Consider the following 25,961-nt stretch of genomic DNA (forward strand, 5'->3'; position numbering starts at 1 on the left):
GATCTGCCATCGCATGAGGACTCCAGGGACGAAGTGTGCTTACCCGGGCCACGATGCCAGGCGCGAGCCCGGCCGTCTTCGGTGCCAGCCAGCATTTGTGACACAGGCCAGCGGAGCCTGCGGCATTACCGTTAGCTGCAATGCCCCGGCCATCCCCCTACGAGATCCTGGATCCATGGGCCTGCGCTGCCTGATCGTCGATGACAACGACCACTTCCTCGAGGTCGCGTGCGACGTGCTGGGCCGAGAGGGGATCGAGATCGTCGGCGTGGCGTCCACCCGGGCCGACGCCATCAGTCAGGCGGCGACGCTCCGCCCGGACGTCTTGCTGGTCGACATCACCCTCGGCGACGAGTCCGGCCTGGACCTCGCCAGGGACCTCGCCTCGGGCGAACACGCGGAGCCGTCGAGAGTCATCCTGATCTCCACCTACGCCGAAGGGGACCTGGCGGACATCATCACGGCGAGTCCCGCCATCGCCTTCCTGCCGAAGGCGAGGTTGTCGGGCAGGGCGATCAGCGAGATCGTCCGGGCCGCCGAGCATCCCCCGGACCTGGCCTCCCCCGACCGTGCCTCTCCCAACGGGCACTCTTCCTGGCGGGCCCGCGGCAAGCGTCACCCCGGCCCGTACTAGCGGGAGTCGAGGAAGGTGATCACCGCGAGCACCCGGCGGTGGTCGTCCGCCGTCTCCGGCAGCCGCATCCTCGCCATGATGCTGCGCACATGCTTCTCGACGGTGCCCTCCGTGATCCACAACCTGTGGGCGATCCCGGCGTTCGACCGCCCTTCCGCCATCAGGGCGAGGACCTCGCGCTCACGCTCGGTGAGGAGTTCCAGCGGGTCGTTCCTGCGCCGGGCCGCGAAGAGCTCACGGACCAGAAGGGGGTCGACGACCGAGCCGCCCGCGACGATCCGGTTGATCGTCTCGATGAAGTCCGTGATCGCCGTCACCCGGCTCTTGAGGAGGTAGCCGATCCGGTGACCGGCGGCGAGCAACTCCATCGCCTGATCCACCTCGACGTGCGCCGACAGCAGGAGGATGCCCGTCCGCGGGAAGTCCTCCCTGATCACCTTGGCCGCCTCGAGCCCCTCGGTGGAGTGGCCCGGCGGCATCCGGATGTCGACGATGACCAGGTCGGGCTCGTGCTTGCTGACGATGTCGATCAGTTCGGGACCGTCTCCCGCCTGGCCGACGACCTCGAACCCCGATCGTTGCAGGAGGCTCACCAGCCCCTCGCGGAGCAGTACGTCATCGTCCGCGAGCGCTATCCGAGTCCGGGTGGGTTCCACCACTTCGTCGTCTCGCACCGGTCTACGCCACCCCTCATCGGGCGGTGCCACGAGGGCGATCGCGTCCGGCACCCGAGAAGGTGGCCGCCCGATCTCCTCGGGCGGAGCCCGAGTATATTCAGTGACTGTGCGCGCACGACTGTTGTCGTCGTTGCTACGCCCAACGCGCCCACCCCTCATGACGGGGATACTGATAGGCGTTTTGTTGGTCGCGGTGGAGACCCTTGTCGCAAATCCGCTGACGAAGGTCGCGCCACCGAGTTCCCTGTGCATAGTTTACTTGCCCGGTGTTCTGGTGGTCTCGCTCCTATGGGGGTGGAGGCTCGGGACCCTGACCGCGCTGGCCAGCGCGTTCGCTTTCGGCTACTTCCTCGTCCTGAAGATCGCCACAGGCCCGGAGTGGGTGGCCCTCGCCGTCTTCCTCGTCGTCGCGGTGTTGACCGGGTCCTTCGCGGCCCTGGCCCGCTCCGCGGCCGTCGACGCCGAGGAGCGCCGCAGGGAGGCCTCCCTGGCCGCCGAGCTGGCCGGCCTCCTGCTGAACGCGGAGGATCTCTGCGTGCCCCTCCGCACCGCCTCCGATCTGCTCGCCGTCGAGCTGGGAGCCCCCGGCCTGACGATTCAGCTGGAGCCGATCACGGACGATCGGCTGCGCACCGCCGTACAACTCAGGAACGGCGACAGGACGATCGGCAGAGTGGCCGTCCCGAAGGACCTTCCCGAGCCGGCTCTCCAGCGCGTTCACGACCTTCTCCCCTGCTCGCTCAGCGCTTTGCTGCAGGCGGCGCTCGACCGCGAGTCGATCACAAGGGCCCTGAAGACGAGCCACGACGAGCTCCAGCGGGTCGCGGACGAGCAGGCCGCGCTGCGGCGCGTCGCGACGCTGGTCGCACACCGGGTGGCTCCGGAAGAGCTCTTCGGAGCCGTCGCCGATGAGATGGGCCGGGTCCTCAAGGTCGACCACACGGCGATAACCCGGTTCGACCCCGACGGAACGTTCATCGTGGTGGGCTCGTGGAGCGTTCGTGGTCCCGACTTCGTGGTCCCTGAGGGGACACGCTGGTCCGCCGACGAACCGAGTGTGGCCGGCATGGTCCGTCAGACCCGGCGACCGGCCCGAATGACGGACTACGCCACCACTGCCGGCGCCGTCTTCGAGCGGTCCAGGAAGCACGGGGTCAATTCGGCGGTGGGCATCCCGATCGTCGTCGAGGGACGGCTGTGGGGCGCGACGGTCGCCCTGTCGTCGGAGCCCGATCCCCCGGCCTGTGTGGAGGCGCACATGCTGGAGTTCACCGAACTCGTCGCCACCGCCATCGCGAACGCCCAGGTGCGCCAGCAACTCGCCGCGTCACGCGCCCGTGTGGTCGCGGCCGCCGACGAGACCCGCCGCAGGATCGAACGTGATCTGCACGACGGGACACAGCAGCGGCTCATTTCCCTCGGACTACGGCTGCGTTCGGTCGAGGCCGCCGCCTCGCCGGAGATGACGGACCTCAGGAAGCAGCTGTCCTGCGCGTCCGAGGACCTCGCGGGCGTCGTCGAGGATCTTCAGGAGCTGTCGCGCGGCCTGCATCCCGTGATCGTGTCCAGGGGAGGCCTCGCCTCGGCTCTGCGCACCCTCGCGCGTCGCTCAGCCGTACCCGTCGAGCTGAGCGTGATCGCCCCCAGACGCCTGGCCGAGAACATCGAGGTGACCACGTACTACATCGTGTCGGAGGCGCTGACGAACGTGGCCAAGCACGCCAGGGCCACGATCGTCCACGTCGATCTCGCGATCGAGGATTCCCGCCTCTGCCTGTCCGTCCGCGACGACGGGATCGGCGGCGCCGACCCCGTGCGGGGCTCGGGCCTCATCGGCCTGCGCGACCGCGTCGAAGTGCTCGGCGGGACCATGGAGATCTCGAGCCCGCCCGGCGGCGGGACGTCCATGCTCGTGGCCATTCCGACCCCGGCGGACGACCCTGGCAAGGGCTAGTCGTCGCAGACGGGAATCCTGAAGACGAACCGGGCGCCGCCCCCCGGCGACTCGGCCGCCACCAGCGTGCCGCCGTGAGCGTGGGCGATGTCGCGCGCGATGGCCAGCCCGAGGCCGGTGCCGCCGTGGTTCCGGCTGCGCGCGGTGTCCAGCCGGGTGAACCGCTCGAAAATCCGCTCACGGTCACCCGCCAGGATTCCCGGCCCGTCGTCGGTCACGGACAGCTCGACGTAGCCGACGCCACGCCGCAGATAGACCTCCACGGCATGCCGCGCGTGCCGCTGGGCGTTGTCGATCAGGTTCATGAGCACGCGGACGATCTGAGGCACGGCCGCGTGCACAGTCACCCCCGGCTCGACGTGCAGACGCACGGGCAGCCGGTCGAGCCGCCGGACGACCTCGCGCTCGACGAGTTCCGACAGGTCCACCCGGGTCCGCGCGGCGTCCCCTTCCGCCCCGACCCGGACCAGCAGGAGCAGATCGGTGGTGATCGATTCCAGCCTGTCCACGTCGTACAGCGTGTGGTCGAGCAGATCAGGCAGATCGGTCTCCGCGGGGTGGAGCCGGGCCTCCTCCAGCTCGGCGCGAAGCCCCGCAAGGGGGGTCCGCAACTCGTGCGACGCGTCGGAGACAAACTGACGCTGCCGGCCGAGCGCCTGGTCGGTGACCCGTTTGGCGTCCTCGATCCGGCCCAGCGTGCCGTTCACGGTCCGCGCCAGCTGGGCGATCTCGTCCTGACCGGGCCACTCGGGCACCCTGGTGCTCATGTCGTTGCCGTTGATGGCGGCGAGGTCGGCGCTGATGGCCTTCACCGGCTTGAGCGTGCGCCCCGTGATCACCCAGGTCGCCCAGGCGGCCAGGATGATCAGCAGACCGTCCTGGAGGCCGAAGAACCGGCCGAAGATCTCGGTCGAGTTCAGGCTCGCCGCCGGGCGGCCCGCGTAGACCACCGGCGAGTTCGCCTCAGGCTCGACGCGGAGAGCGGCGATCCGGATACAGCCCAGGTGAGCCGTCGACGTACAGGTCTCCACGTCCCGCTCGGGATCGAGTGGGGTCGGCCACACCCGGCTCAGGACCGGCAGGCCACGAGCGCGCCGGGACGCGTCGACGACCTGATGGCCGGAATTCACGACCTGGACGAAGCCGACGCCCCCGACCTCCGGCCGCACAGGCTGGGACAGCCGCCCGAGGCGTACGGCCGCGGCGGTGAGGTCGGCCTGGCGCCGGGCCGACAGCCAGATCCCGTCCGTGACGGCCTGCCGTCCCACCGCGCCCTCGGCGAGCGCGGTCGGGATCAGCAGGAGGAGGGCGAGAAGCGTGACCAGGGCGGTGATGCGGCCGCGGATGGACCGTGGCCGCATACGGGCCACACGGCCTCGTAAGCCCACCACTGATCCGGACCTTCCGCGCACCGCGCTCCTCCTCGGCATTCTCGTATACTGTATACGATCTTCGTACATCCAGCCTAACAGGGAGGGATGTGTGATGTGGACGGCCGCGTGAGCCGTCGATGTTCGTGGCCTCGCCGCACCCGCGGCCGGAGTTCGCCGGCGTAGCCGCCAGGCGGTGCGTCACCTGCTCAAATCCCGGACACAAGTCAAACGGGTACACACCAATAATAACAATTAACTGGATTCATTCAAGTAAAAGAACTATTCCAATGAGAAGTGCGGACCGGGACACTCCGTCGTCCCCCTCACACGTTGATCGGCTGTGATCTGGATGTGGTAGCTACTACGTACGGCGCACCGCCTGACTTCCTGCCTGTTTGCGGAGATGGATATGAGCGACTTCCGCGTGACCGTTGAGACGCACCCGCCATTCACGGTCGTCTCCGTCAGCGGGGAGATCGACATCATCACCGAACCCGCGTTCCGCGCCCAGGTGGACGAACTCCTCGACCGGCCGGCGGTGCGACTGCTGTTCGATCTCACCGATCTCCGCTTCCTCGACAGCGCGGGACTCCGCGTCATCCTCGACGCGTACGGCCGGCTCGGGCGAGGCGACCGGGTGGCCGTCTGCGGCCTGCTGCCCAACATCCGGCGCCTGTTCCACATACTCGGCCTCACCGGCCGCCTCCCCATCTACCCCACCCTCCACGAAGCCCTGACCTCAGCCTCAACCTCACACCCCCCCGCGTGATCATGCACAGGTTCGGCCGCGCACGCCCCGACCTCCCCACACCTCCGGCGTGATCATGCACAGGTTCGGTCACGTACGGCCCGACCTGCGCGAACACCATTCGTGATCATGCACACGTTCGGCCGCGTATGGCACCACCTGGACGAACATCGGCCGTGATCATGCACGACCTGCGACCCCGACCGCGGTTTCAACCGCACAGCGAATGTCGTTCGCATCCGGCAGCCAACGCCCCAAGTGCATGACCACGGATGATGTTCGCGCAGGTCACACGGCACATTCCAGAACTTGCGCATGATCACGGGAAACGTTTCCGCTGCTCAGGCAACGCGCCGGCGAACTTGTGCATGATCACGCTCGGGGTTGTGGCCGGTCAGGGGGCGTGATCACGAACCTGTGCATGATCACGGCCAGGTGGGACTACTGGGGGGGTAGTAGCCGAGGGGGAGGGCGTACTCCTTGGGCCGTAGGCGATGTGTCGCCGGGCGGCGGACGACGGGGCGACCCATGCCGGGACACCATCGCCACTGTTGGTCCACATTGAAGGGAGCACGCCTTGCGCAGGGTCTATCTCGGCCTGGCCGGCCTGATGCTGGCCGCCGTCATGGTGCAGTGGTATCTCGCGGCCGTCGGCGCGTTCGACAAGCCGCAGGAGGACGACTCGTTCGCACTGCACAGCATGAACGGCATGATGATCATTCCGATCCTCTCGCTGCTGGCCACCGTGGCCGCGGCACTCTCCAAGGCGCCCGGCCGCACGATCGGGCTCACCATCCTCCCGCTCGGGCTGATCATCGTGCAGGTCCTGATCATCGCGCTCGGGAACGCCCTGAACGACAGCTCGGGCAACACCACTCCTGCCTCGCTCGCGGTCCTCGGGCTGCACGCGATCAACGGAATGGCGATCGCGGCGGTCTCGGTCATGGTGTTCCGCCAGGCACGACGACTCGCCATGGGCACGGCCGCGGGCGACACGCAAAACACGGCGGCGCGCGCCTCATGACCACCGCTCTGCTCATGACGCTCGACCTGCTCGCCGCGGTTCTGGCCGCGGCGACGTGGCTGGGAGCCGGCGTGGCGGCCGCGTCCCGTCGCCCGAGGACGGCGCTCGCCCTCCTCGCGTCGGCGGTGCTCGCCTCGCTGGCCCGTGCGGGCGTCGTGGCCGGGCTCGCCGGCTCCGGCTGGTGGTTCGTCCAGGAGAAGGTCACGGTCGCCCTGCCGCTGCTCCTGGTCACCGGGGTGGCCGCGACCGTACTGGCCGCTCCCCGGCTGGTCAGGGCGGTCCGTTCCCAGGCGGATGCCGACCTGGCCGGATCGCCCGCCGTCGTCGTGGCTCTGCTGGGCGCGGGATACGCGGCGGCAGGCGGTCTGGCCGGCACGTTGCTGATGGGCTACCCCGCGACCTTGAGCACCGCTCTCATCACCGTGGCCGTCGTCGCCGTCGCGATGCTGGTCACCTGGCGGATCGTCGCGGGTCCCGGCCGGTCGCCGCGGATCGTCATCGCGATCACGCTCGTGACCGGCCTGGCCGGTACGGGGCTCGCCTTCTTCCCCTCCCCCACGATGGACGACGGCCTCGACCACACCCTGAGCCACAGCGGCATGGGTCATCTCGCGATGGCCGCCGGCTCCCCGGCGAAACCGCAGGGCCGGCCGGTGACCTCGTTACGAGGGCCGGCCGCACCCGCGGCGGGCGGAGTCGTCCGCCGCTACACGCTCTCCGCGGAGACCGCCGCCATCACTCTGTCGTCCGGGCGGAAGGTCGACGCGTGGACCTTCAACGGTCAGGTCCCCGGCCCGCCGATCACGGCGAACGTGGGCGATCTCGTCGAGGTACGGCTGCGCAACGCGAACATCCGGTCGGGGGTGACGTTGCACTGGCACGGCTACGACGTACCGGCCGGTGAGGACGGCGTGCCGGGGCTCACCCAGGAAGCGGTCCTCCCCGGGCAGGAGTTCGTCTACCGATTCCTCGCCGACCGGCAGGGGACCTTCTGGTACCACACCCACGAGGTCTCCGACCTCGGCGTCAGGATGGGCCTGTACGGCACCATGGTCGTCGGCCCGCCGTCGGCGGGCGTCGATCTGACCCTTCCCGTCCACACGTTCGCGGGCAGGACGGTCGTCGGCGGCCGCGACCAGCCCCTCGACCAGCGCGTCTCTCCAGGAACGCAGGTACGGCTGCGCCTCATCAACACCGACAACACCCCGCACCGGTTCACCCTCGCCGGCACGCCGTACCGGCTCGTCGCCGTCGACGGCACCGACCTGAACGGCCCGGGCGAACTCGACCGGACGGGTCTGCGCCTGCCCGCGGGCGGCCGGTACGACCTGACCTTCACCATGCCCGCCGACCATGACGTCGTGCTGAACACCGACGACCGCACCCCGTCCGTACGGCTCACGCGGCAGGCCTCGGCCCCGACGACGACAGCCGGCACCACAGCCGACACCACAGCCAGTGCCGCGGCCGGCGTCACAGCCAGTGCGACGGAGGACACGAAAAGCTGGCCCGACCTGGACCTCACCACGTACGGCACGCCCGCCACCACGCCGTTCACCGCGGCGGACACGTTCGACCGCCGATTCACCCTCGTGCTCGACCGCGGCCTCTCCCTGGCCGGTGGGCGGCCGATGTACGCGTACACGGTCAACGGGCACGCGTTCCCCTCGATCCCGACCGAGATCGTGTCGACCGGCGATCTCGTCCGCCTCACCGTGGTCAACCGGAGCCGCGACATCCACCCGTGGCACCTGCACGGGCACCGTGTCCTGGTGCTCTCCCGCGACGGGCGGGCACCGACCGGCAGCCCGTTGTGGCTGGACACCTTCGACCTGCAGCCCGGCGAGGTATGGGAGGTCGCGTTCCGCGCCACCAACCCCGGTCTGTGGATGAACCACTGCCACAACCTCGTCCACGCCGACCAGGGCATGGCCCTCCACCTGGCGTACGAAGGGGTCACGACGCCGTTCCACGGGGCGCACGGCGGCTAGCGGCACAGCCGTGGATCCTCCCAAAGGGTCGTCTAGTGGAACGTCTTGACCAGCGCGCTGCGCTCGCGGGAGTCGAGATCTCCGACATGGCTCCTGCCGTCGACGCCGATGGCCGCCAGCAGGGCGCCGACCTTGGCCGAGCCGTGGCCGGGCAGGTGCCGCAGGATCCACAGGACGCCGACCCGGCCCGCCACGCCGGAATCGTCCCGGAGCACGTCGGCGAGGCTCATCCGGCCTGAGGCCACGGCGGTCCCGAGGTCGGCGCGGGTCATCGGGGACGGCGTGCTCTCCGGCGTGCTCTCCGGCGTGCTCTCCGGCGTGGCCGTCGGCGTGCTCGAGGCGCTCGCCACCGGCTGTTCGTCCTGCTCACGGTGGGCGCGCACGCCGTGAGCGGCCACGAGGACGACGCCGCCGGTCACGATGACCGCGGCCGCCACGTCCAGGTGGCGTTTGGACAGGAAGCCCCGCTCGTGCCTGCTGGCGGCGTGCTTCATGCCGGCGATGGCCGTACGCAGCGCGACTCCCGTCACCATGCCCAGCAGGATCGGCACCACCTGGCCGGGAAGCGGGCTCAGGGTCGCGGCGAGGACGCCGACGGCCGGGCTCACACAGGCGACGACCAGCCAGGGGGTCAGGCGCTGGCCTCCCACGTCGAGCAGCGCGGCCAGGGCCAGCCCCTCGCTGGCCGAGTGGACCATCAGCGCGATGACCACGACCAGGGAGGCGTTCAACGCCAAAGTGGCCCCCTCGATCGCCCGGTGCAGGGTGAGCGCGGCCGCGGTCTCCATTCCGCCGAAGACGGCGGCGCCGACCGCGTCCCGCATACGACGGTGCCGCCCGGGCGCGTGCTCGGCGACGCGCTGCCGTGTGGTCTCCAGATCGCAGGCGCAGGACTTGTGGCTGTAGTGCGTGATCACGAGGAAGCCGAAGGCCGCCGCCAGTCCCACGGCCCACAGGGGGACGCCGCAGGCGACCGCGTCGCTCCAGGCGTCGGGCAGGAGGTCGACGAGAGCCGTGACCAGCATCAACGCCGACGTGATCGCCAGCCATGCCGTCAGCCGCCGGGAATTGCGCCGCGCGAGCCAGGCTCCGGCGACGGTGGAGACGCAGACCAGGAGCACGGCCGTCCAGGTGCGCTCCGACACCGGATGCAGCATCGTCGCCACGGACCAGGTCCAGTCGGCTGAGGGCATGTCGCAACCACTCCTCGAAGATGCGGCGACCATTCCTGGGAGATCTTCTTGACCGTCCCTTGGGCGACCGCCCGCTGTCTGGATCCCCCCGGAGGCCGTCCCGGGAAACACCGTGGTCCGCAAAGAAAAGGGCGGTCGAGAATGGCGACTTTCGTGGACATCTCGCCTCCCGCTCGTCATTTGACGGTAAAGAAATCCCGCGCGGACGGATCGGCGTGTAAACAGAGCGTAACTGGTCAACAACCCAGAGTGATAACACGTCCGAAGGGAGCCACCGTGGCAATCGTCAAGCGGATCATCCCCGCCCTGACCCTGTGCGCCACCGCGGGGTTGCTCATGATCGCCGCCGCGCCCGCCCGAGCCGCCGCCAAACCCCGTGACGAACCGGCCGCCGCGCCCGCCGTCAAACCCATCGACGAACCGGCCGCCGTCGCGCCCGTCGCCAAGCCCGTGCTCGAACCGTACCGGCCGCCCCTGTCGTGCACCTACCAGGTGGTCAAGGTCCGCCCGTCGAGCTTCCTCAACGTCAGGCAGGGGCCGGGCCTCCGCTACCGGCCCGTCGGCGAGCTCACGGTGGCCGACGGGCGCTTCGCCGGAGCGTGCAGCGGATCTCACGGGTGGGTGGCGCTGAAGTCCTCCTCCGGCCGGATCGGATGGGCCTCCGCCGGCTACCTGTACCGGATCCCCACACCCCATCCCTCGGTCGTACGGCGTCCCGCGCTCTCCTGCACCTACCGGGTCGCCAACCTGCGCAGGGGCAGCCACCTCCAGGTGAGGCAGGGCCCGGGCCTCGCCTACAAGCCGGTCGGGACGCTCGACCAGGCCGACGGCCGCTTCGCCGGAGCGTGCAGCGCCTGGCGCGGCTGGGTCGCGGTCACGTCATCCAGCGGCCGGCCGGGCTGGGCCTCGTCCCGCTACCTCCAGAAATAGGCCGGAACACCCTTCCCGGCCCGCACCTCGAACCATCCACCCCGCGTTTCCCGCCCCCGGCCTCCCACCAGCCGGGGGCGGGAAACCTCACCTCCGGCTCCCGATGACGCCGCAGGCGATCCGGTCGCCGGAGTCGCCCGCCTTCAGCGTCTCGGCGTCCGGGCCCGTCTTTCCGTCGTGGCTGTACCGGTTGGGGACGTTGGCCATGTTGTCCGGCTTCGAGTGGATGACGATGGAGGTGCCCTGCCGGGTGATCAACTGCCTGACGACGAAACGGTCCGTCACGTAGCTGGCACCGGCGATCCCGTCCTGTCCCACCAGGAGATTCGGCAGGTCACCCGTGTGGTTCGGGTGTTCGCCCGCCCCCAGATGAGGGCCCGCGTTGAAGAACGGGCTGCCCGTGGCGGGATCCTTCGAGGCGGGGTCGCAGACGCCCCTGCTGTGGATGTGCAATCCATGGAATCCCGGAGACAGGCCGGCGACCGCCACGGTCACCAGGGACTTGCCGTTCCCGCTGTCCTCGATCTGGAGCGTCCCGACGGTCTGCCCGCGCACGTCCTTGATCACGGCGCTCACCTTCGAGTCCGACGGCGACGGCGGCGCCTTCGGGGCGGGCGCGGCGACCCCCGTCCCCAGTACGGCGAGCAGGGCCACAGATGTCATCCCGACCATGGAGGCCTCCCCGTGACAAGATCCCGTTGCCTCTATGGCCAGGGTAAACACGGCGGCGGACGCCGTGGGGCCAAGGCGGCGTCAAGGTCTTGGGGTCAGCCCTTCATCGCCCCCGCCGTGAGACCTCCGATCAGATGCCGCTCGGCCACGGCGTAGAAGCCGAGGGCGGGGATCATGGCGAGCACGATGTAGGCCAGGATGCGCGCCGTCTCCGACGCGTGCTGCCCCTGGAACCGCTGCACTCCCAGCGGGATGGTCCACCAGTTCGGATCGTTGAACACGACGAGCGGCAACATGAAGTTGTTCCAGCTGGCCACGACCGCCAGCACGGAGACCGTCGCGATCGCGGGCCTGGCCATCGGCAGCAGGATCCGCCAGAAGAAGCCGAACGCGCCGCACCCGTCCAGCGTCGCGGCCTCCTCGAGCTCGCCGGGGATCGCCCGGAAGAAGCCGCGCAGGATGACGATCGTCATCGGCAGCCCGAACGCCGCCTGCGGAAGGATCACACCGAACGGGTTGTCCAGCAGGCCGAAGGTCCGCAACAGCACGAACAGCGGCAGGATCGCCACCGCGAACGGGAACATCAGCCCGGCCGCGAACAGCGTGAACAGGAACTCCCTGCCCCGGAAGGCGAACCGGGCGAACACGAAGGCCGCCATCGCGGACACGCCGACCACGATGACCGTCGTCACGATCGCGATGAACGTGCTGTTCCCCAGCTGGCGCCAGAACGACGCCGACATGATGACGTCCGTGTAGTTCTCCGGGACCCATGGCGAGGGCAGCCCGAAGGGGTTCGTCGAGAGCTGGCCGGTGTCCTTGAACCCGCCGAGCACGCCGTACAGCAGGGGCACGACGACGAACGCCGCGATCACCAGCACGACGAGGTGCAGGGACAGGCCGCGCAGCCTTCCGGGGATCACCGGGTTCGCCGGCCCGCGCCGGCCGTTCATCGCTGGTCTCGCATGACGGTGGTCGCTCCCTCGAGGTCACGGCGCAGGACGAATCGCTGGTACGCGAGCGCGAAGACCAGGCTGATGAGGAACATCACCACGCTGATCGCGCTGGCGTAGCCGACCTGGAACCGGTTGAAGCCGAACTCGAACATCGTGACGGCCATGGTCTCCGACGAGTGCGTGGGACCGCCCTCGGTGATGATCCACACCAGGTCGAAGAGCTGGATAGCCCCGATGACGGACAGGAAGACGCTGATTCGGATCGTCGGGCCGAGCAGCGGCAGGGTGACGAACCTGAACACCTTCCAGCCGGAGGCGCCGTCGATCTGGGCGGCCTCCGTCAGCTCCTTCGGGATGCCCTGCCGGCCCGCCAAATAGATGATCACGTGGAAGCCGAAGTACTTCCACGTCATCACCAGGAACAGGGCGATCAGCACCGTCGACTGGTCGGCGAACCACTCCAGGCCGTCCAGGCCGAAGAAGCCGAGGATCTGGTTCGCCAGCCCCTGATCCGGAGAAAGGATCATCGTGAAGAGGACCGCGGTGATCGCCTCCGACAGGATGTACGGAGCGAAGAACACCAGCCGGTAGAAGGCCCGGCCGCGCAGCCGCTGGTTGAGCAGCAGCGCGATGCCGAGCGCGAGCGGAAGCTGCACCACCACCGACAGGGCGATCAGGACGGCGCCGTGCCAGAGGTCGCCGAGGAACACCTCGTTGGCGAAGAGCCTGGTGAAGTTGTCGAGTCCCACGAATTCCGTGGGCGGTCCGCCCAGGCCGCTCCATTTGAACGTGCTGGTGTAGAACGCCACCAGGATCGGTGCCACCACCAGCAGGCAGAACAGCACCAGCCCGGGTAGCAGGAACAGGGCGATCGTCACGAGGCCGCGTAATCGACCGCCTCGCGCGCCGGCGCGGACCGGGCGCGCCTTCCTCCCCGCCTCAGCGGCGGGGAGGCGGGACGCGCCCGGCTCTGTCGTCGTCGTCTCCACGCGGCGTTACTCCGACTTCGCCGTCTCCGTGATGGCCTGGGTGATCTGTTCGGGGGTCTTGGTCCCGGCGATGAGCTCGGCCACGCTGTCGTTGACCTGCTGCCCGACGGCCGGCGGGTACGCCTGGTCGAGGTAGAGCTGGAATCCGGTTGCGCCCGAAAGGTTTTTGGATACAACCGAAAGATTCGGGTCCTTGACCGCGTCATCCTCGCCCTTGAGGACCGGGAGGACGCCGCCCGACTCGACCGCCTTGCGGTGTTCGGTGCTGTCAGTGAGGAACTTGAGGAACTCCACGGCCTCGGCCGGCGCGGTCGCGCCGACGGCGAACCCGCCGCCGCCGCCGAACGCCTCGGTCACCGCGCCCTTGCCGCCGTCCACAGTGGGGAAGGGGAAGAAGCCGAGGTCGTCGCCGATGCCCTTGCCCGCCGACGACTGCACGGACGGCGCCCACTGGCCCATCAGCTCCATGGCGGCCTTGCCGTTGCCCATGGTCGCCGCCTGGCCGTCAGGCGTGTCGTACGCCGCGCCGAGGAAGCCCTTCTGGAACGGCTGGAGGTCGGCCAGCTGCTTGAGGCTCTGTCCCGCCTGCACGAATGCGGGGGCCGTGAAGTCCTTGCCGTCGCCGGCCTGCTTGAGCGCGTCCAGCCCGCCGATCCGCATGGCGAGGTAGGCCCAGTAGTAGTGGCCCGGCCACTTGGCCTTGCCCGCGAGCGAGATCGGGGTGACGCCCGCGCCCTTGAGCTTCGTCACGTCGTCGAGGAACTGGGCCCAGGTGCCGGGAGGCTCGGTGATGCCGGCCTTGGCGAACAGCGCCTTGTTGTACCAGAAGCCCACCATGCCGATGTCGTGCGGGATCGCGTACGTCTTGCCGTCGAGTTGGTAGGCGGCGAGCGCGGCGTCGGTGAAGTTGCCGATCCAGGCCGTGTCGGCGGTCAGATCCTTGACCAGACCCGCGTCGGCCTGCTGCTTGAGCACGCCGCCGCCCCAGGTCTGGAAGACGTCCGGCGCCTTGCCCGACTGGGTGGTCGTCGTCAGCTTGGGCTTGAACGCGTCGTTCTCGATGGGGACGTTCTTGATGGTGATGTTGGGGTGCTTGGCCTCGAAGTCCTTGATGGCCGTGGCGAAGACCGTCTTGAGCGGTTCGTTGGTCGCGATGTTCCAGAACTCGACCGTCACCTTCGCTCCGGCCGAACTCTTGCCCGCGCCGTCATCGCTCCCCGTGCTCCCGCAACCTCCGAGGATCAGTACCGCCGCCGCCCAGAGCGCCGCACTTCGCCGAAACGATTTCACGGTGGTTCCCTCCTGGGTCTGAAACTTTCGGGCATCATCCGATAGTTTCCGTCCGATGTCGCCGACGGTACAGCGGCGTTAAGGCGGGATCAACGGCCGTTGTCGAGCTGTTACGCGGAGTGGTCAACCGACGTGCACGTGTGGTCGGCAGGCGACGTCGGGCTCAGCCTTGCGCAGCACCTCACGGGTCAGCGCGGGCACGTCTCCGCCGCCGAACAGCACGTAACGGATCATGGCGACGACCGGGTTGCCCTCGGCCCAGTGGAAGTAGATGTCCGGCACCTGTCCCGTGCGATCGCGCAGGTAGAGCAGGAGCGCGGCAAGTGCGCTGGGCACCGTCGGGCTCTCCAGGCGCAGCACGCGATGGCCCCACCGGTCCTCGCCGCAGACCCGCACCTCGGCCTCGAACTCCGAGGCGTCCGGCACGGTCACCTCGACGAACATGATCGGCTCCTCGCTGCGCAGCCGGTGGGTCAGCCACTGCTCACGCAGTTTGTCGTTGTACTCGGCCTGGTCGCGGGCGCCGGGCTCGTTGGCGATGAGGTGGATCCCCCCGGCCGCCTCGTTGACGAAGTCCTCGGCGACCGGATCGAGCCTCACGTGGGTGACCCGAAGCTCGATCGACCGAGTCACCCGCGAGATGAGCGAGGTCACGATGATCGCGACGATGAAGAAGGACGCGATCTTCACGCCGTCCGGGCGTTCGATCACGTTGGCCACCAGCGTGTAGGCGAGGACGACGTCGACCACGACGAACAGGCCCGCGAGCCTGCGATGACCCTGCCTGCGGGCCGAGAGGGTGACCGCGACGGCCGCGGAGAGGATCAGCACGAGCACGCCTGTGGCGTACGCGCCGCCCTGGGCGTCGACGTCGGCGTGGAAGATGATCGTGATGGCGAAGGCGATCGCGGTGAACACCAGCACCAGGGGCCGGACGGCGCGCGTCCAGTCGGGGGCCATGCCGTACCGGGGCAGGTAACGCGGGACGAGATTGATCAGTCCCGCCATCGCCGACGCCCCGGCGAACCACAGGATCGCGATCGTGCTGACGTCATAGAGCGTCCCGAAGTAGTCGCCCAGATACTCATGGGCGAGGTACGCGAGGGCCCGCCCGTTGGCGCTCCCGCCCCTGCGGAACTCCTCCTCCGGGATCAGCACGCTCGTCGCGAAGCTGCTGAGGATCAGGAAGACGCTCATGATCAGGGCGGCGGTCGTCAGGAGCCGCTTCGTCCCCCTGATCCGGCGGGTCAGATCTCCCTTGACCAGCGGCATCACGGCCACACCCGTCTCGAAGCCGGACAACCCCAGGGCGAGCTTCGGCATCACCAGCAACGAGACCCCGATCATCGCGAGCGGGCTGTTGTGTTCGGTCAGCAACAGCCGATGCCAGCCGGCGACGACGATCGGATTCTCGGCGATGTGGAGCAGGGCGACCGTGACGACCACCGCGTTGAGCGCGAGGTAGACGCCGACCAGCACCACCGCGATACCGATGGCCTCGCTGAACCCCACCAGGAACACCACGCCCAGCAGTGCCAGCAGGCCCAGTGTGACCGCGACCCGCTGCCCCTGCAGGGCCTGTGACGCGAAGGGATTCTCCAGGATGTGCGCCGTGGCGTCCGCCGCCGACAGGGTCATCGTGATCACGAAGTCCGTGGCCGCGAACCCCAGCAGGACCAGCACGAACACCTTGCCCCACCATTTGGGGGCCAGCCGCTCCAGCATCGCGATCGAACCCTGGCCGTACGGGCTCTCCACCGCCACCCGCCGGTAGACCGGCAAGGCCCCCAGCAGCGTCAGGAGCACCAGGAACAACGTGGCGATCGGGGACAGCGCCCCCGCGGCGAGCGCGGCGATGCCCGGCTGGTAGCCGAGTGTCGAGAAGTAGTCGACACCGGTCAGGCACATCACCTGCCACCACCGGTGCCGTGCATGCGGCGCCTCGGGACCATGCGGCCCCACGGCCTTCAGGTCCGCGTGCTGGAGTCCCTCCAAGAGCCACGAGCGCAACCGGTCCATGGCCGCCACATCACGAAACCCTACTGAGAGCTGTGCATACGGCCCGAGTCCCAAGGCGTCAAAAACCGGTATTGATCTGGCGGTTGACACACGATGGCTAAAGAGATTAGCTTTTCAGCTATGAGCATTAGCAAGAGTGAGGCGCGGTTCCTCGACCTGCCCGGCGGGCGGCTCGCCTACAGCGTCGAAGGTCCCCAGGACGGACTCCTCGTGGTGTGCGCGCACGGCATGGGCGACACCCGCGCCGCCTACCGGCACCTGACGCCGCTCCTGACCGAGGCGGGCTACCGCGTGGCCGTGGTCGACGTGCGCGGACACGGCGAGTCGAGCACGGGCTGGCCGTCCTACGCTCCCGAGCACGTCGCGGGCGACCTGCTCGCCCTCGTGCGCCACCTCGGCGGCCCTGCCGTACTGGTCGGCAGTTCTTCCAGCACGGCGGCCGCGACGTGGGCCGCGGCCGACTCCCCCGGCGACGTCACCGGACTCGTGCTGATCAGCCCGTTCGTCGACGACCCGAAGCTCAGCCTGTTCCTGCGGGCGGCGCAGGGACTGGTCACGCACAGCCCGCTGCTGTGGGGGGTGTACTACAAGTCGCTGTTCCCGAACGTGAAGCCCGCTGATCTCGACGACCACCTGCGCCACCTCAGGGCGACCCTCCGCCAGTCGGGCAGGATGGCCGCGACCCGCGGAGTCGTCGCGCCCACCGAGACCCGCTGGACCGAGCGCACGGGAGACGTGCGATGCCCGGTTCTGGTCGTCATGGGCACCAGGGACCCCGACTTCCCCGACCCGGAGAAGGAGGCCCGGCTGGCGGTCGACCTGATGGCCCCGCTCGCCCGCCTCTCGATGATCGAGGGCTCGGGACACTACCCTTACCAGGACATGCCCGGGCCGACCGCCGAGGCGATCCGCGAGTTCCTCCTGGAGACCGTCAGTGCCTAGAGCGGGCCTGTCCCCCACCGGCGTCGTCGACGCGGCGCTCGCCCTCATCGACGAACAGGGGCTGGAGGCTCTGACGCTGTCCGCGGTGGCAGGCCGCACGGGCGTGGCCACGCCGTCCCTCTACAAACACGTACGGAACATCGGCGAACTGCGGACGCTCATCGCCCAGCGGGTGATGGAGGAGATGACCGACCTGGTGGGCACCGCCGTGATGGGCCGCGGCGGGCCCGAGGCCGTCATCGCGCTGATGCGGGTGTGGCGCCGTTACGCCGTCGAGCACCCGTTCCGCTACGCCGCCATGCCCCCGGCGCCGCTGACCGACCCCGCACTCGCCGAGGCGGGCGGCAGGCTGCTGGAGGTCGTGCTCGCCGTGCTGCGCGGGTGCGGGCTGGACGGCGGAGCAGCGGTCCACACCGCCCGCTGCCTGCGGGCGGCCGTGCACGGCTTCGCCGTACTGGAAGTGGCCGGAGGTTTCGGACTGTCGGAGGATCTGGACACGTCCTACCGGCTGCTGGAGAAGACCATCGTCGACGGTCTCCTGCCGGCGGAGAACGACTAGGCCACGTCGAGCGGATCATGCTCCGCCGCGGCGTGGCCGGGCATTCTCGGAAACGGCTAGGCGGGCCGCGTGATCAGGATCGCCAGTCCGACAAGGACGACGACAGGGATCAGCCAGACGACGACCTCGCCGAGGAACTCCTTGTACATGGACCCGTCCTCCGGATGACGCGCGCGAAAGTGAACCGCACGCAGCATATTCGGTCGTGGGACCTGCCGGAACCCCGGCCCGGCGGCACGTGCCAGGATCGAGCGGTGCGGTACATCATCATCGGCGCCGGCGCCATCGGCGGGACCATCGGCGGGCGGCTCTTCCAGAGCGGCCACGACGTCCTCCTCGTCGCCCGCGGCGCACACTACGAGGCCTTACGCGACGGCGGCCTGCGCCTGATCACCCCGGAAGGCGACGCCCACCTGCCGATCCCGGTCACGGACCGGCCCGTACGGCTCGGCGGCGATGACGTGCTCGTCCTCGCGACCAAGACCCAGGACACGGCCGGCGCGCTCGACGCGTGGGCGGACCGGCCGGTCGACGGGGGCGGCACGGCCGCGGAACGGCTGCCACTCGTCTGCGCGCAGAACGCCGTGGAGAACGAGCGGGTCGCCCTGCGCCGCTTCGCCCGGGTCTACGGGATGTGCGTGTGGCTGCCCGCTCTGCATCTGGAGCCCGGGATCGTCGCGACGTACGGCAGGCCGCTGTCCGGCATGCTCCCCATCGGCCGTTATCCCCAGGGTGTGGACGAGACGGCCGAGCGGATCGCGGCCGACCTCACCGCGAGCAACTTCGCCGGTTTCCCCGTGGCCGACGTCATGCGGTGGAAGTACGCCAAGCTGCTGACCAATCTCGGGAACGCCGTCGACGCCCTGTGCGGCCACGCGGACGGCCGGCAGAAGTTCGTCCGGCGCGCCTACGAGGAGGGCCGCGCCGTGCTCGACGCCGCCGGCATCCCGTACGCCTCCCGGGAGGAGGAGCGGGCGACGCGGCGGGACTCGGTCGAGGTCGGCCCGCTGGAGGGCGTCACGCGCGGCGGAGGGTCGTCGTGGCAGAGCCTGGCCAGGGGCACCGGCTCGATCGAGACCGGCTACCTCAACGGGGAGATCGTGTTGCTCGGCCGCCTCCATGGCGTGCCCACCCCGGTCAACCTGGTGCTCCAGCGGGAGTCCAACCGGTTCGCCCGCGAGCGTCTGACGCCCGGCACCCTGGGCGTCGAGGAGTTGGAACGCCTCATGGAGTAAAGCCCTACGGCTGGAAGCGGTAGCCCATCCCCGGCTCGGTCAGCAGGTGCTCGGGCCGGCCGGGGTTGGGCTCCAGCTTGCGGCGCAACTGCGCCATGTACTGCCGCAGGTAGTTGGTCTCCTTCAGGTACGCGGGCCCCCACACCTGGGTCAGCAGATGGCGCTGGCTGATGAGCTTGCCGGGATTGCGCAGGAGGATCTCCAGCAGGTGCCATTCGGTCGGCGTCAGCCGTACGCCACTGGAGATCGTCTTGTTGGCCAGGTCGACCTCCAGGTCTCCCAGGAGCACCTTGGCCTCCGAGGCCTCCTTGGGGCTGGTGCGCCGGGTCACCGCCCGGATCCGGGCCAGCAGTTCGTCGACCCCGAACGGCTTGGTGACGTAGTCGTCGGCGCCGGCGTCGAGGGCGTCGACCTTGTCCGAGCCTCCCGGCCGCCCGGACAGCACGATGATCGGGACGCTGGTCCAGCCGCGCAGGCCGTGTATGACGTCCACACCGTCCATGTCCGGCAGGCCGAGGTCGAGGACGACGAGGTCGGGATGCCAGTCCGCAGCCAACCTCAGGGCGGCACCGCCGTCGGGCGCCACCTCGACCTCGTAATGGCGCGCCGCGAGGTTGATCCGCAGCGCGCGGAGGATCTGCGGCTCGTCGTCGACGACGAGGATGCGGGGCATGATCCCGCTCAGCGAAGGTTGACCCACAAGTTCCAGGCTACGACCTGAGGAGAAGGCACTTGATCGGCTAGGGTGCTGAGCGCCAATCCCCCAGGAGGACCACATGAGCGACTACACCACGACATTTGCCTTCATCGACGGCGACAACGACGGCCTGATCTCGGCCACCGAACTGGTCCGGCTCATGGACGTGCTCGGCCAGCCGATCACCGCCGACGGCGCCCAGGACGCGATCGCCAAGGTGGACGCCGACAGCGACGGCCTCATCAACCTCAAGGAGTTCGGCGTGTGGCTGGAAGGCCGCTCGTCCTGAGGCCCCGGGCGGACATCCGCTCGTGCAGGCCGAACCTCTGATCGGGCTCGGCCCGGCCTTCCACCACATCGGCGACGTACTCGGCCAGGACGGGGGCGTGCTTGAAGCCGTGCCCGGAGTCGCCGCCGAGCAGCCAGACCCCGTCGGCCGCCTCGGCGATGATCCATTCGGCGTCGGCGGTCAGCGCGTACTGGCAGACCTGGCTGAACAGCACCGGCGCGCCGGCGAGCGCGGGGAACCGCCGGCCGATGTAGTCCCGGGCGAGTTCCTCGTTGGCCGCGAGCACCTGCCTGCTCCCGGTCTCCGGATCGTACGGCTCGCCCTCGGCGTCGCTGGTGATCTTCATACCGGCCCCGCCGATGTCGCCGTGCCCGTAGGCCGACAGGTCGTAGTCGCAAAAGGCCGGCAGCGGCGGCGAGGCCCACGCGCGGGGCACGGCGAAGTGGAACGTGTCCTGCCTGGTGACCTTCATCGGCACGTCGAACAGGCCGGGCAGCCACGCCCCGCAGGCCCACACGACCCGGTCCGCCGTCAGCACCTCGCCGTCGGCCACCACGCCGGTCCGCTCGCCGTACGGCAGGGCCCTGGCGCGGACGAACGTGACACCGGCCGCCCGGGCGAGCCTGGCGACCGCCAGCGTGGCATCGCGGGCCCTGAGGACCCCCGCCTCCGGCTCCCAGAGCACGAACGCCAGGTCATCGCCCCGGAAGGCGGGGAACCTCCGGCCGGCTTCCTCCGGTTCGAGCAGCTCATGGGGGATTTCCAGATTTTTCAGGACCTGGGCGCTTCTGCTCTCCCAGCCGTCCTCCCGATAGGCGAACCACATCAGCCCCGACTGGACGAGAAGCTCCTCGCCGGCCCGCTCACCGAGCCTCCGCCAGCCGTCCACGGCCCGCCGCGCCATCCGCGCGTACCACTCGTCCGACCCGTGCGAGCTGCGCAGCAGCCGCGTGTGTCCCGCGCTGGCCTGGCGGACGTGACCCGGCGCGTACTGCTCGACCAGCGTGACCCGCCAGCCGGTCTCGGCCAGCCGTAACGACAGCGACAGTCCCCAGATCCCCGCACCGACCACGATCACCGACTTCACCTGTTCATTGTCGCGATAATCGTGAACATGATGACGGCCGAGTCGGCACAGACGCTGGAACGAGGGTTACGGCTGCTCCGGCTGCTCGCGGACGGCCACGGCGGCCACACGCCCACCGAGCTCGCCCACGAGCTCGGCCTGAGCCGCCCGGCCGTCTACCGGCTGATCACGACCCTGCAGGAAGAGGGCTTCGCCCGCCGGGACGCGGAGGGGCGGGTGCACCTCGGGTTCGGCGTGCTGGCGCTCGCCCAGGCCGTGCAGCCGCTGCTGCGGGCCGCCGCCGTCCCCGTGCTGCGGACGCTCGCGGAACGGGCCGGCGCGACGGCCCACCTGACCGTGGCGGAGGGCGACGACGGCCTGGCCGTGGCGGTGGTGGAGCCGTCCTGGACGGACTTCCATGTGGCCTACCGCGAGGGGTCGCGGCACCCGCTGACGCGCGGCGCCGCCGGGCTGGCCCTGCTCGCGCTCCGGTCGGGACAGGACGAGCCGCCGCTCCACCTCACGAGGGACCAGCTCCAGGAGGGGGCCCGGGGCCTCGCCGCCCCCGTGCGGGGGCTCACGGGCCTGGAGGCGTCGGTGGGCGTGGTGACCTTCAGCGACCTCGATGTGGAGGCGGTCGGCCCTCTGGTGCTCTCCGCGGCCGCGGAGGTCGCCGCCGCGCTTGCCCATCCGAAACGAGATGATTTTCCCCCATAGGCAATGGTTTGACATCTGGTGCGCATTGGCGGATCGTCGTACGTATAGAGGACGCGCGCGTCCGATATTCGGACATGGAGGGTCGCCATGCCGTACTACCGCGTCGTCGGCGAGGTACCGGAGAAGCGTCATGTGCAGTTCCGCAGGCCTGACGGAGGGCTCTACCAGGAGGAGTTGATGGGCGAGGAGGGCTTCTCCTCCGACTCCTCGCTCCTCTACCACCGGTACGCGCCCACGGCGATCGTCAAGGCCGAGGCCGTCGATCAGGGCGGCTCCGGGCTGAGCCCGAACCTGCCGCTCTCCCCGCGCCACTTCCGCACCCAGGACCTGCGGCCGGACGGCGACCTCGTCTCCGGCCGGATGTTACTGGCGGGCAATTCCGACGTCCGCATCTCCTATGCCGCGACCAGCGCGCCCAGCGAGCTGTACCGCGACTCCATGGGAGACGAGTGCGTCTACATCGCGAGCGGGCGGGCGCGCTTCGAGTCGGCCTACGGGGCCATGGAGGTGGGCGAGGGCGACTACGTCGTCGTCCCGACGGGGGCGATCCACCGCTGGGTGCCGGACGGTCCGGTGACCGCGCTGGTCATCGAGGCGTCCGGCCACATCCGCCCGCCGAAGCGCTACCTCTCCCAGCACGGCCAGTTCCTGGAGCACGCCCCCTACTCCGAGCGTGACCTGCGCGCCCCGGCCGAGCCGTTCCTCGTGGACGGCGAGGAGGTCGCCGTGCTGGTCCGCACGCGGGGCGGGCTGACCAGGCTGACCTACGCCCACCACCCCTTCGACGTGGTGGGCTGGGACGGCTGCCTCTATCCGTACGCCTTCAACATCCGCGACTTCGAGCCCATCGTGAAGCGCACCCACGCGCCGCCGCCGGTCCACCAGACGTTCGAGGGCCCGGGCTTCGTGATCTGCTCGTTCTGCCCGCGGCCGCTCGACTTCCACCCGGACGCCGTGCCGATCCCCTACAACCACCACAATGTCGACTCCGACGAGTTCATGTTCTACGCGGGCGGCGACTACACCGCGCGCAAGGGCTCCGGCATCGACGTCGGCTCGGTCTCGCTGCATCCGGCGGGCTTCACCCACGGCCCCCAGCCCGGCGCGGTCGAGGCCGTCGTCGAGGCCGTACGGCAGGGCCTGTCCACGACCAGCGAGATGGCGGTCATGCTCGACACCTTCCGGCCCCTCGACCTCGGCCCGGCGGCCCTCGCCTGCGAGGATCCCGGTTACGCCTGGACCTGGGCGGTGCGAGCGTGAGCTTCGGCGTGGAGAACCTGCCCTACGGCGTGTTCTCCCGCCCCGGCGAGGCGCCCCGTGTGGGCGTGCGGGTCGAGGACCAGGTCCTCGACCTCGCCCCCGCCCTGGGCGACCCGGTCTTCGCCTCGCCGTCCCTCAACGCCTTCATGGCGCTGGGCCGTACGGCGTGGGCACGGGCGCGGGCCCGCATCAGGCGGGTGGCGGCCTCCGGGGACCCCCGGCACCTGATCCCGCTCGGCGACGTGACCCTTCATCTGCCGATAGAGGTGGCCGACTACGTCGACTTCTACGCCTCGCTTGAGCACGCCTCGAATCTCGGCCGGATGTTCCGGCCGGGCGAGGAGCCCCTGAAGCCGAATTGGCGGCACCTCCCCGTGGGCTACCACGGGCGGGCGGGCACGGTGGTGGTCTCCGGCACGCCGATCAGGCGGCCCTGGGGGCAGCGCCCGTCGTTCGGCCCGACGGAGAAGCTGGACATCGAGGCCGAACTCGGGTTCGTCGTCGGCGTGCCCACCGCGCTCGGCGGCCGGGCCGGCGCCTTCGAGGACCACGTCTTCGGAGTGACGCTGGTCAATGACTGGAGCGCAAGGGACATCCAGGCCTGGGAGTACGTCCCGCTCGGCCCCTTCCTGGGCAAGTCGTTCGCGACCTCGGTCTCGCCGTGGATCACGCCGTTGGAGGCACTGGAGGACGCCAGGGTCGAGGGACCGGCCCAGGATCCCGAACCGGTCGCCTACCTGCGCAGGGCCGCCCCATGGGGTCTCGACCTCACCCTGCGCGTCGAGCTCAACGGCGAGCCGGTCTCGGCCCCGCCGTACCGGGACATGTACTGGACGCCGGATCAGATGCTCGCCCACATGACCGTGAACGGCGCGTCCCTGCGCACGGGCGACCTGTTCGCCAGCGGCACGGTGTCGGGGGCCGGGAGGCCCGGGTCCCTCATCGAGCTCACCTGGAACGGCGCCCAGCCGATCGAGCTCGGGAGCGGAGAGAAGAGGATCTTCCTCGAGGACGGCGACGTCGTCACGATCTCCGCCGCGACGCCGGGCGGCCTCAGCCTCGGCGAGGTGTCGGGGACCATCCTGCCCACCACCTAACGTGTTCCTGTCGTCACTCCTCGCTACTCTGGGGCGATGCGTCTCGCGGTAACGATCATGATCCTGCTCTTACTGGCGGCCTGCGCGCGGGTCGTCCCTCCAGCCCCCCGGATCACGATGTCCCCTGCGGCCGACACCGCCTCGGCCGCGACGGAACGCGGCCTCACCGTCACGGCGGACGGCGGACGGCTGACCAGCGTGCTGGCCTACGCCGGGCGGGATCTCGTCCCCGGGTCCTTCGACGCCTCCCATACGAGGTGGCACTCGTCCTGGACGCTCAGGCCCGGCACCCAATACGTGGTGAACGCCGTCGCCGCCGGCGGGGACGGCGTCGCCGCCCAGATCGCCGGCAGATTCCGGACCCTCAGCCCGCAGCACACGCTCGCCATCGGCTCCGTCACTCCGGCCGACGGCGAGACCGTCGGCGTGGGCATGCCGATCATCGTGACGTTCACGGGCCCCGTCGCGGACCGGGCGGCCGTCGAGAGGGCCCTGGAGGTGCGGAGCGGCGTCGAGGGGGCCTGGCACTGGTTCGGCGACCGGCAGGTCGTCTACCGGACACGGTCGATGTGGCCCGCCAGGCGCGAGGTCGTTCTCGACGCCCACCTCGCGGGTGTCCGGGCAGGACCCGGCACGTACGGCACGGCCGACCGGACCGTCTCCTTCGAGGTCGGCCGCGCGATGGTCAGCACGGTCGACACCAGGACCCATCAGATGGTGGTGAAGCAGGACGGGGAGGTGGCCCAGCGGATGGCCGTCAGCGCGGGCATGGGCACCACCGAGGAGTACACCACGACCAGCGGCGTCCACCTGACCATGGACAAGGCCGACCCGGTCCGCATGATCTCGCCCGGCCGCGAGAAGGGCGAACCGGGCTATTACGACGAGGTGATCGACTACGCCGTGCGGATTTCCAACAGCGGCGAATACGTCCACGCCATGGACAACGAATGGGCCCAGGGCCGCGCCAACGTGAGCCACGGATGCATCAACGCCCGGCCCGACCAGGCCGAATGGTTCTACGAGCACGCCCTGCGTGGCGATCCGGTCATCATCACAGGAACCACCAGAAAACTGACACCGGACAACGGGTGGGGATTTTGGCAATTCACGTGGGCCGACTGGCTCAGTGGCAGCGAACTTCCCATACAGAGTTAATGTAAAAGGGAGGAACCCTGCCCGATCGGAATCCGTTCATTGCTATGGAGGCGAGGCAATGGACTCGTGGATCATCTGGCTCATCCTGGCCGCGGCGCTCGGCGTCGCCGAGATCTTCACGCTGACCGCCGCGCTCGGAATCCTGTCGATCGCCGCCCTCCTGACGGCGGGAGTGGGCCTGATCGGGCTGCCGCCCTCTCTCCAACTCGTCGTCTTCATCGTGGCCTCGACCGCCGGGCTCATCGGCGTCCGGCCGATCGCCCAGCGCCACATCAGGCAACCTCCGTCGCAGCGCTTCGGGGTGTCGGCGCTCGTCGGCAAGGCCGCGTACGTGACCAGAGAGGTCACCGGCCGGGACGGCCGGGTCCGCATCGGGGGCGAGGAGTGGTCGGCGCGGGCCTACGACGAGACACTGGTCATCCCCCCGGGGGCCACGGTAGACGTCATCGAGATCGAGGGCGCCACAGCCCTCGTCTATCCACGGGAGTGAA

Annotated in this window: 25 protein-coding genes; 15 read left to right on the plus strand and 10 right to left on the minus strand. The window is 69.6% G+C overall.

The features are described from left to right. Positions 1-175: 175 nt before the first annotated feature. Positions 176-634, plus strand: coding sequence for a response regulator (locus Psi02_RS29200; RefSeq protein WP_203979059.1), 459 nt, complete (start codon positions 176-178; stop codon positions 632-634). Here the strand turns inward: Psi02_RS29200 and Psi02_RS29205 are convergent. Then, the gene (locus Psi02_RS29205; RefSeq protein WP_239095246.1) at positions 631-1,308 is read right to left on the minus strand and encodes a response regulator transcription factor; all 678 of its coding nucleotides are present in this window, start codon (positions 1,306-1,308) and stop codon (positions 631-633) included. The genes Psi02_RS29200 and Psi02_RS29205 overlap by 4 nt on opposite strands. 160 nt (positions 1,309-1,468) lie before the next feature. Here Psi02_RS29205 and Psi02_RS29210 point away from each other — a divergent pair, with 160 nt between their 5' ends. After that, positions 1,469-3,265, plus strand: a complete 1,797-nt coding sequence (locus Psi02_RS29210) for a sensor histidine kinase (protein WP_239095247.1) — start codon at positions 1,469-1,471, stop codon at positions 3,263-3,265. Here the strand turns inward: Psi02_RS29210 and Psi02_RS29215 are convergent. Then, the gene (locus Psi02_RS29215; protein WP_239095248.1) at positions 3,262-4,626 is read right to left on the minus strand and encodes a sensor histidine kinase; all 1,365 of its coding nucleotides are present in this window, start codon (positions 4,624-4,626) and stop codon (positions 3,262-3,264) included. The two genes, Psi02_RS29210 and Psi02_RS29215, sit on opposite strands and share 4 nt — an antisense overlap. 421 nt (positions 4,627-5,047) lie before the next feature. On the opposite strand from Psi02_RS29215, the gene Psi02_RS29220 reads away from it, so the two are divergent. The 3 genes from Psi02_RS29220 (at position 5,048) to Psi02_RS29230 (ending at position 8,401) form a co-directional block, all read left to right on the plus strand. After that, positions 5,048-5,407, plus strand: coding sequence for an STAS domain-containing protein (locus tag Psi02_RS29220; RefSeq protein ID WP_203979063.1), 360 nt, complete (start codon positions 5,048-5,050; stop codon positions 5,405-5,407). Between the two features lie 556 nt (positions 5,408-5,963). Next, on the plus strand, positions 5,964-6,410 hold the full coding sequence (locus tag Psi02_RS29225) for a DUF6220 domain-containing protein (protein WP_203979064.1): 447 nt from the start codon (positions 5,964-5,966) through the stop codon (positions 6,408-6,410). Continuing rightward, positions 6,407-8,401 carry a multicopper oxidase family protein gene (locus Psi02_RS29230; protein WP_203979065.1) on the plus strand — a complete coding sequence of 665 codons (1,995 nt, stop codon included), beginning with the start codon at positions 6,407-6,409 and terminating at the stop codon, positions 8,399-8,401. The genes Psi02_RS29225 and Psi02_RS29230 overlap by 4 nt, the downstream gene beginning before the upstream one ends. A 32-nt stretch (positions 8,402-8,433) precedes the next feature. Here the strand turns inward: Psi02_RS29230 and Psi02_RS29235 are convergent, their stop codons facing one another. Continuing rightward, positions 8,434-9,594, minus strand: coding sequence for a ZIP family metal transporter (locus Psi02_RS29235; protein ID WP_203979066.1), 1,161 nt, complete (start codon positions 9,592-9,594; stop codon positions 8,434-8,436). A 276-nt stretch (positions 9,595-9,870) separates the two neighbouring features. Between Psi02_RS29235 and Psi02_RS29240 the strand changes: the two genes are divergently transcribed. Continuing rightward, complete coding sequence (locus Psi02_RS29240; protein WP_203979067.1) at positions 9,871-10,524, plus strand: SH3 domain-containing protein; 654 nt, start codon at positions 9,871-9,873, stop codon at positions 10,522-10,524. Between the two features lie 87 nt (positions 10,525-10,611). Here Psi02_RS29240 and Psi02_RS29245 read toward each other — a convergent pair whose 3' ends face one another. The 5 genes from Psi02_RS29245 to Psi02_RS29265 all read right to left on the minus strand — a co-directional run bounded on the left by Psi02_RS29245 (position 10,612) and on the right by Psi02_RS29265 (position 16,450). Beyond that, positions 10,612-11,196 carry a superoxide dismutase family protein gene (locus tag Psi02_RS29245; protein WP_203979068.1) on the minus strand — a complete coding sequence of 195 codons (585 nt, stop codon included), beginning with the start codon at positions 11,194-11,196 and terminating at the stop codon, positions 10,612-10,614. A gap of 95 nt (positions 11,197-11,291) precedes the next feature. Next, a complete protein-coding gene (locus tag Psi02_RS29250) occupies positions 11,292-12,149 on the minus strand; it encodes a carbohydrate ABC transporter permease (protein WP_203979069.1) in 858 nt (285 codons plus the stop codon). After that, a complete protein-coding gene (locus tag Psi02_RS29255; RefSeq protein WP_239095249.1) occupies positions 12,146-13,141 on the minus strand; it encodes a carbohydrate ABC transporter permease in 996 nt (331 codons plus the stop codon). Before Psi02_RS29255 ends, Psi02_RS29250 begins: the two co-directional genes overlap by 4 nt. A gap of 6 nt (positions 13,142-13,147) precedes the next feature. Continuing rightward, the gene (locus Psi02_RS29260) at positions 13,148-14,431 is read right to left on the minus strand and encodes an extracellular solute-binding protein (protein WP_239095250.1); all 1,284 of its coding nucleotides are present in this window, start codon (positions 14,429-14,431) and stop codon (positions 13,148-13,150) included. Positions 14,432-14,554: 123 nt separating this feature from the next. Next, positions 14,555-16,450, minus strand: a complete 1,896-nt coding sequence (locus tag Psi02_RS29265) for an APC family permease (RefSeq protein WP_239095251.1) — start codon at positions 16,448-16,450, stop codon at positions 14,555-14,557. Between the two features lie 120 nt (positions 16,451-16,570). On the opposite strand from Psi02_RS29265, the gene Psi02_RS29270 reads away from it, so the two are divergent. The 3 genes from Psi02_RS29270 (at position 16,571) to Psi02_RS29280 (ending at position 19,186) form a co-directional block, all read left to right on the plus strand. Further along, positions 16,571-17,392 (plus strand): alpha/beta fold hydrolase, encoded by an 822-nt coding sequence (locus Psi02_RS29270; protein ID WP_203979070.1) that lies wholly within the window; start codon positions 16,571-16,573, stop codon positions 17,390-17,392. After that, the gene (locus Psi02_RS29275) at positions 17,385-17,951 is read left to right on the plus strand and encodes a TetR/AcrR family transcriptional regulator (RefSeq protein ID WP_203979071.1); all 567 of its coding nucleotides are present in this window, start codon (positions 17,385-17,387) and stop codon (positions 17,949-17,951) included. The genes Psi02_RS29270 and Psi02_RS29275 overlap by 8 nt, the downstream gene beginning before the upstream one ends. Before the next feature lie 254 nt (positions 17,952-18,205). Then, positions 18,206-19,186 carry a ketopantoate reductase family protein gene (locus Psi02_RS29280; RefSeq protein ID WP_203979072.1) on the plus strand — a complete coding sequence of 327 codons (981 nt, stop codon included), beginning with the start codon at positions 18,206-18,208 and terminating at the stop codon, positions 19,184-19,186. Between the two features lie 4 nt (positions 19,187-19,190). Here the strand turns inward: Psi02_RS29280 and Psi02_RS29285 are convergent, their stop codons facing one another. Next, positions 19,191-19,859 (minus strand): response regulator, encoded by a 669-nt coding sequence (locus tag Psi02_RS29285; protein WP_203953326.1) that lies wholly within the window; start codon positions 19,857-19,859, stop codon positions 19,191-19,193. 103 nt (positions 19,860-19,962) lie between these two features. Here Psi02_RS29285 and Psi02_RS29290 point away from each other — a divergent pair, with 103 nt between their 5' ends. Then, positions 19,963-20,172, plus strand: coding sequence for an EF-hand domain-containing protein (locus tag Psi02_RS29290; protein WP_203979073.1), 210 nt, complete (start codon positions 19,963-19,965; stop codon positions 20,170-20,172). On the opposite strand, the gene Psi02_RS29295 is transcribed toward Psi02_RS29290, so the two are convergent. After that, positions 20,132-21,259: an NAD(P)/FAD-dependent oxidoreductase gene (locus tag Psi02_RS29295; protein WP_203979074.1), complete on the minus strand. Its 1,128-nt coding sequence runs from the start codon at positions 21,257-21,259 to the stop codon at positions 20,132-20,134. The genes Psi02_RS29290 and Psi02_RS29295 overlap by 41 nt on opposite strands. 27 nt (positions 21,260-21,286) lie before the next feature. On the opposite strand from Psi02_RS29295, the gene Psi02_RS29300 reads away from it, so the two are divergent. The 5 genes from Psi02_RS29300 (at position 21,287) to Psi02_RS29320 (ending at position 25,960) form a co-directional block, all read left to right on the plus strand. Then, positions 21,287-21,955: a helix-turn-helix domain-containing protein gene (locus Psi02_RS29300; RefSeq protein WP_239095252.1), complete on the plus strand. Its 669-nt coding sequence runs from the start codon at positions 21,287-21,289 to the stop codon at positions 21,953-21,955. An 87-nt stretch (positions 21,956-22,042) separates the two neighbouring features. After that, positions 22,043-23,215 (plus strand): homogentisate 1,2-dioxygenase, encoded by a 1,173-nt coding sequence (locus Psi02_RS29305; protein ID WP_203979075.1) that lies wholly within the window; start codon positions 22,043-22,045, stop codon positions 23,213-23,215. Beyond that, a complete protein-coding gene (fahA, locus tag Psi02_RS29310) occupies positions 23,212-24,312 on the plus strand; it encodes a fumarylacetoacetase (RefSeq protein ID WP_203979076.1) in 1,101 nt (366 codons plus the stop codon). The genes Psi02_RS29305 and fahA overlap by 4 nt, the downstream gene beginning before the upstream one ends. 36 nt (positions 24,313-24,348) lie before the next feature. Continuing rightward, positions 24,349-25,470, plus strand: coding sequence for a L,D-transpeptidase (locus Psi02_RS29315; RefSeq protein ID WP_203979077.1), 1,122 nt, complete (start codon positions 24,349-24,351; stop codon positions 25,468-25,470). A gap of 58 nt (positions 25,471-25,528) precedes the next feature. Then, positions 25,529-25,960, plus strand: coding sequence for an NfeD family protein (locus tag Psi02_RS29320; protein ID WP_203953283.1), 432 nt, complete (start codon positions 25,529-25,531; stop codon positions 25,958-25,960). The last annotated feature ends 1 nt before the right edge of the window (position 25,961 follow it).

The sequence above is a fragment of the Planotetraspora silvatica genome (genome assembly GCF_016863315.1).
Taxonomy (GTDB): Bacteria; Actinomycetota; Actinomycetes; order Streptosporangiales; family Streptosporangiaceae; genus Planotetraspora; species Planotetraspora silvatica.

Excerpts from the sequence above, each read along its gene's own strand:
- Psi02_RS29300 (WP_239095252.1), top strand. The coding sequence starts at position 21,287 with ATGATGACGGCCGAGTCGGCACAGACGCTGGAACGAGGGTTACGGCTG.
- Psi02_RS29285 (WP_203953326.1), bottom strand. The coding sequence starts at position 19,859 with ATGCCCCGCATCCTCGTCGTCGACGACGAGCCGCAGATCCTCCGCGCG.
- Psi02_RS29235 (WP_203979066.1), bottom strand. The coding sequence starts at position 9,594 with ATGCCCTCAGCCGACTGGACCTGGTCCGTGGCGACGATGCTGCATCCG.
- Psi02_RS29270 (WP_203979070.1), top strand. The coding sequence starts at position 16,571 with ATGAGCATTAGCAAGAGTGAGGCGCGGTTCCTCGACCTGCCCGGCGGG.
- Psi02_RS29320 (WP_203953283.1), top strand. The coding sequence starts at position 25,529 with ATGGACTCGTGGATCATCTGGCTCATCCTGGCCGCGGCGCTCGGCGTC.
- Psi02_RS29315 (WP_203979077.1), top strand. The coding sequence starts at position 24,349 with ATGCGTCTCGCGGTAACGATCATGATCCTGCTCTTACTGGCGGCCTGC.
- Psi02_RS29245 (WP_203979068.1), bottom strand. The coding sequence starts at position 11,196 with ATGGTCGGGATGACATCTGTGGCCCTGCTCGCCGTACTGGGGACGGGG.
- Psi02_RS29265 (WP_239095251.1), bottom strand. The coding sequence starts at position 16,450 with ATGGACCGGTTGCGCTCGTGGCTCTTGGAGGGACTCCAGCACGCGGAC.
- Psi02_RS29215 (WP_239095248.1), bottom strand. The coding sequence starts at position 4,626 with ATGCGGCCACGGTCCATCCGCGGCCGCATCACCGCCCTGGTCACGCTT.
- Psi02_RS29220 (WP_203979063.1), top strand. The coding sequence starts at position 5,048 with ATGAGCGACTTCCGCGTGACCGTTGAGACGCACCCGCCATTCACGGTC.
- Psi02_RS29230 (WP_203979065.1), top strand. The coding sequence starts at position 6,407 with ATGACCACCGCTCTGCTCATGACGCTCGACCTGCTCGCCGCGGTTCTG.
- Psi02_RS29290 (WP_203979073.1), top strand. The coding sequence starts at position 19,963 with ATGAGCGACTACACCACGACATTTGCCTTCATCGACGGCGACAACGAC.
- Psi02_RS29210 (WP_239095247.1), top strand. The coding sequence starts at position 1,469 with ATGACGGGGATACTGATAGGCGTTTTGTTGGTCGCGGTGGAGACCCTT.
- Psi02_RS29250 (WP_203979069.1), bottom strand. The coding sequence starts at position 12,149 with ATGAACGGCCGGCGCGGGCCGGCGAACCCGGTGATCCCCGGAAGGCTG.
- Psi02_RS29305 (WP_203979075.1), top strand. The coding sequence starts at position 22,043 with ATGCCGTACTACCGCGTCGTCGGCGAGGTACCGGAGAAGCGTCATGTG.
- Psi02_RS29200 (WP_203979059.1), top strand. The coding sequence starts at position 176 with ATGGGCCTGCGCTGCCTGATCGTCGATGACAACGACCACTTCCTCGAG.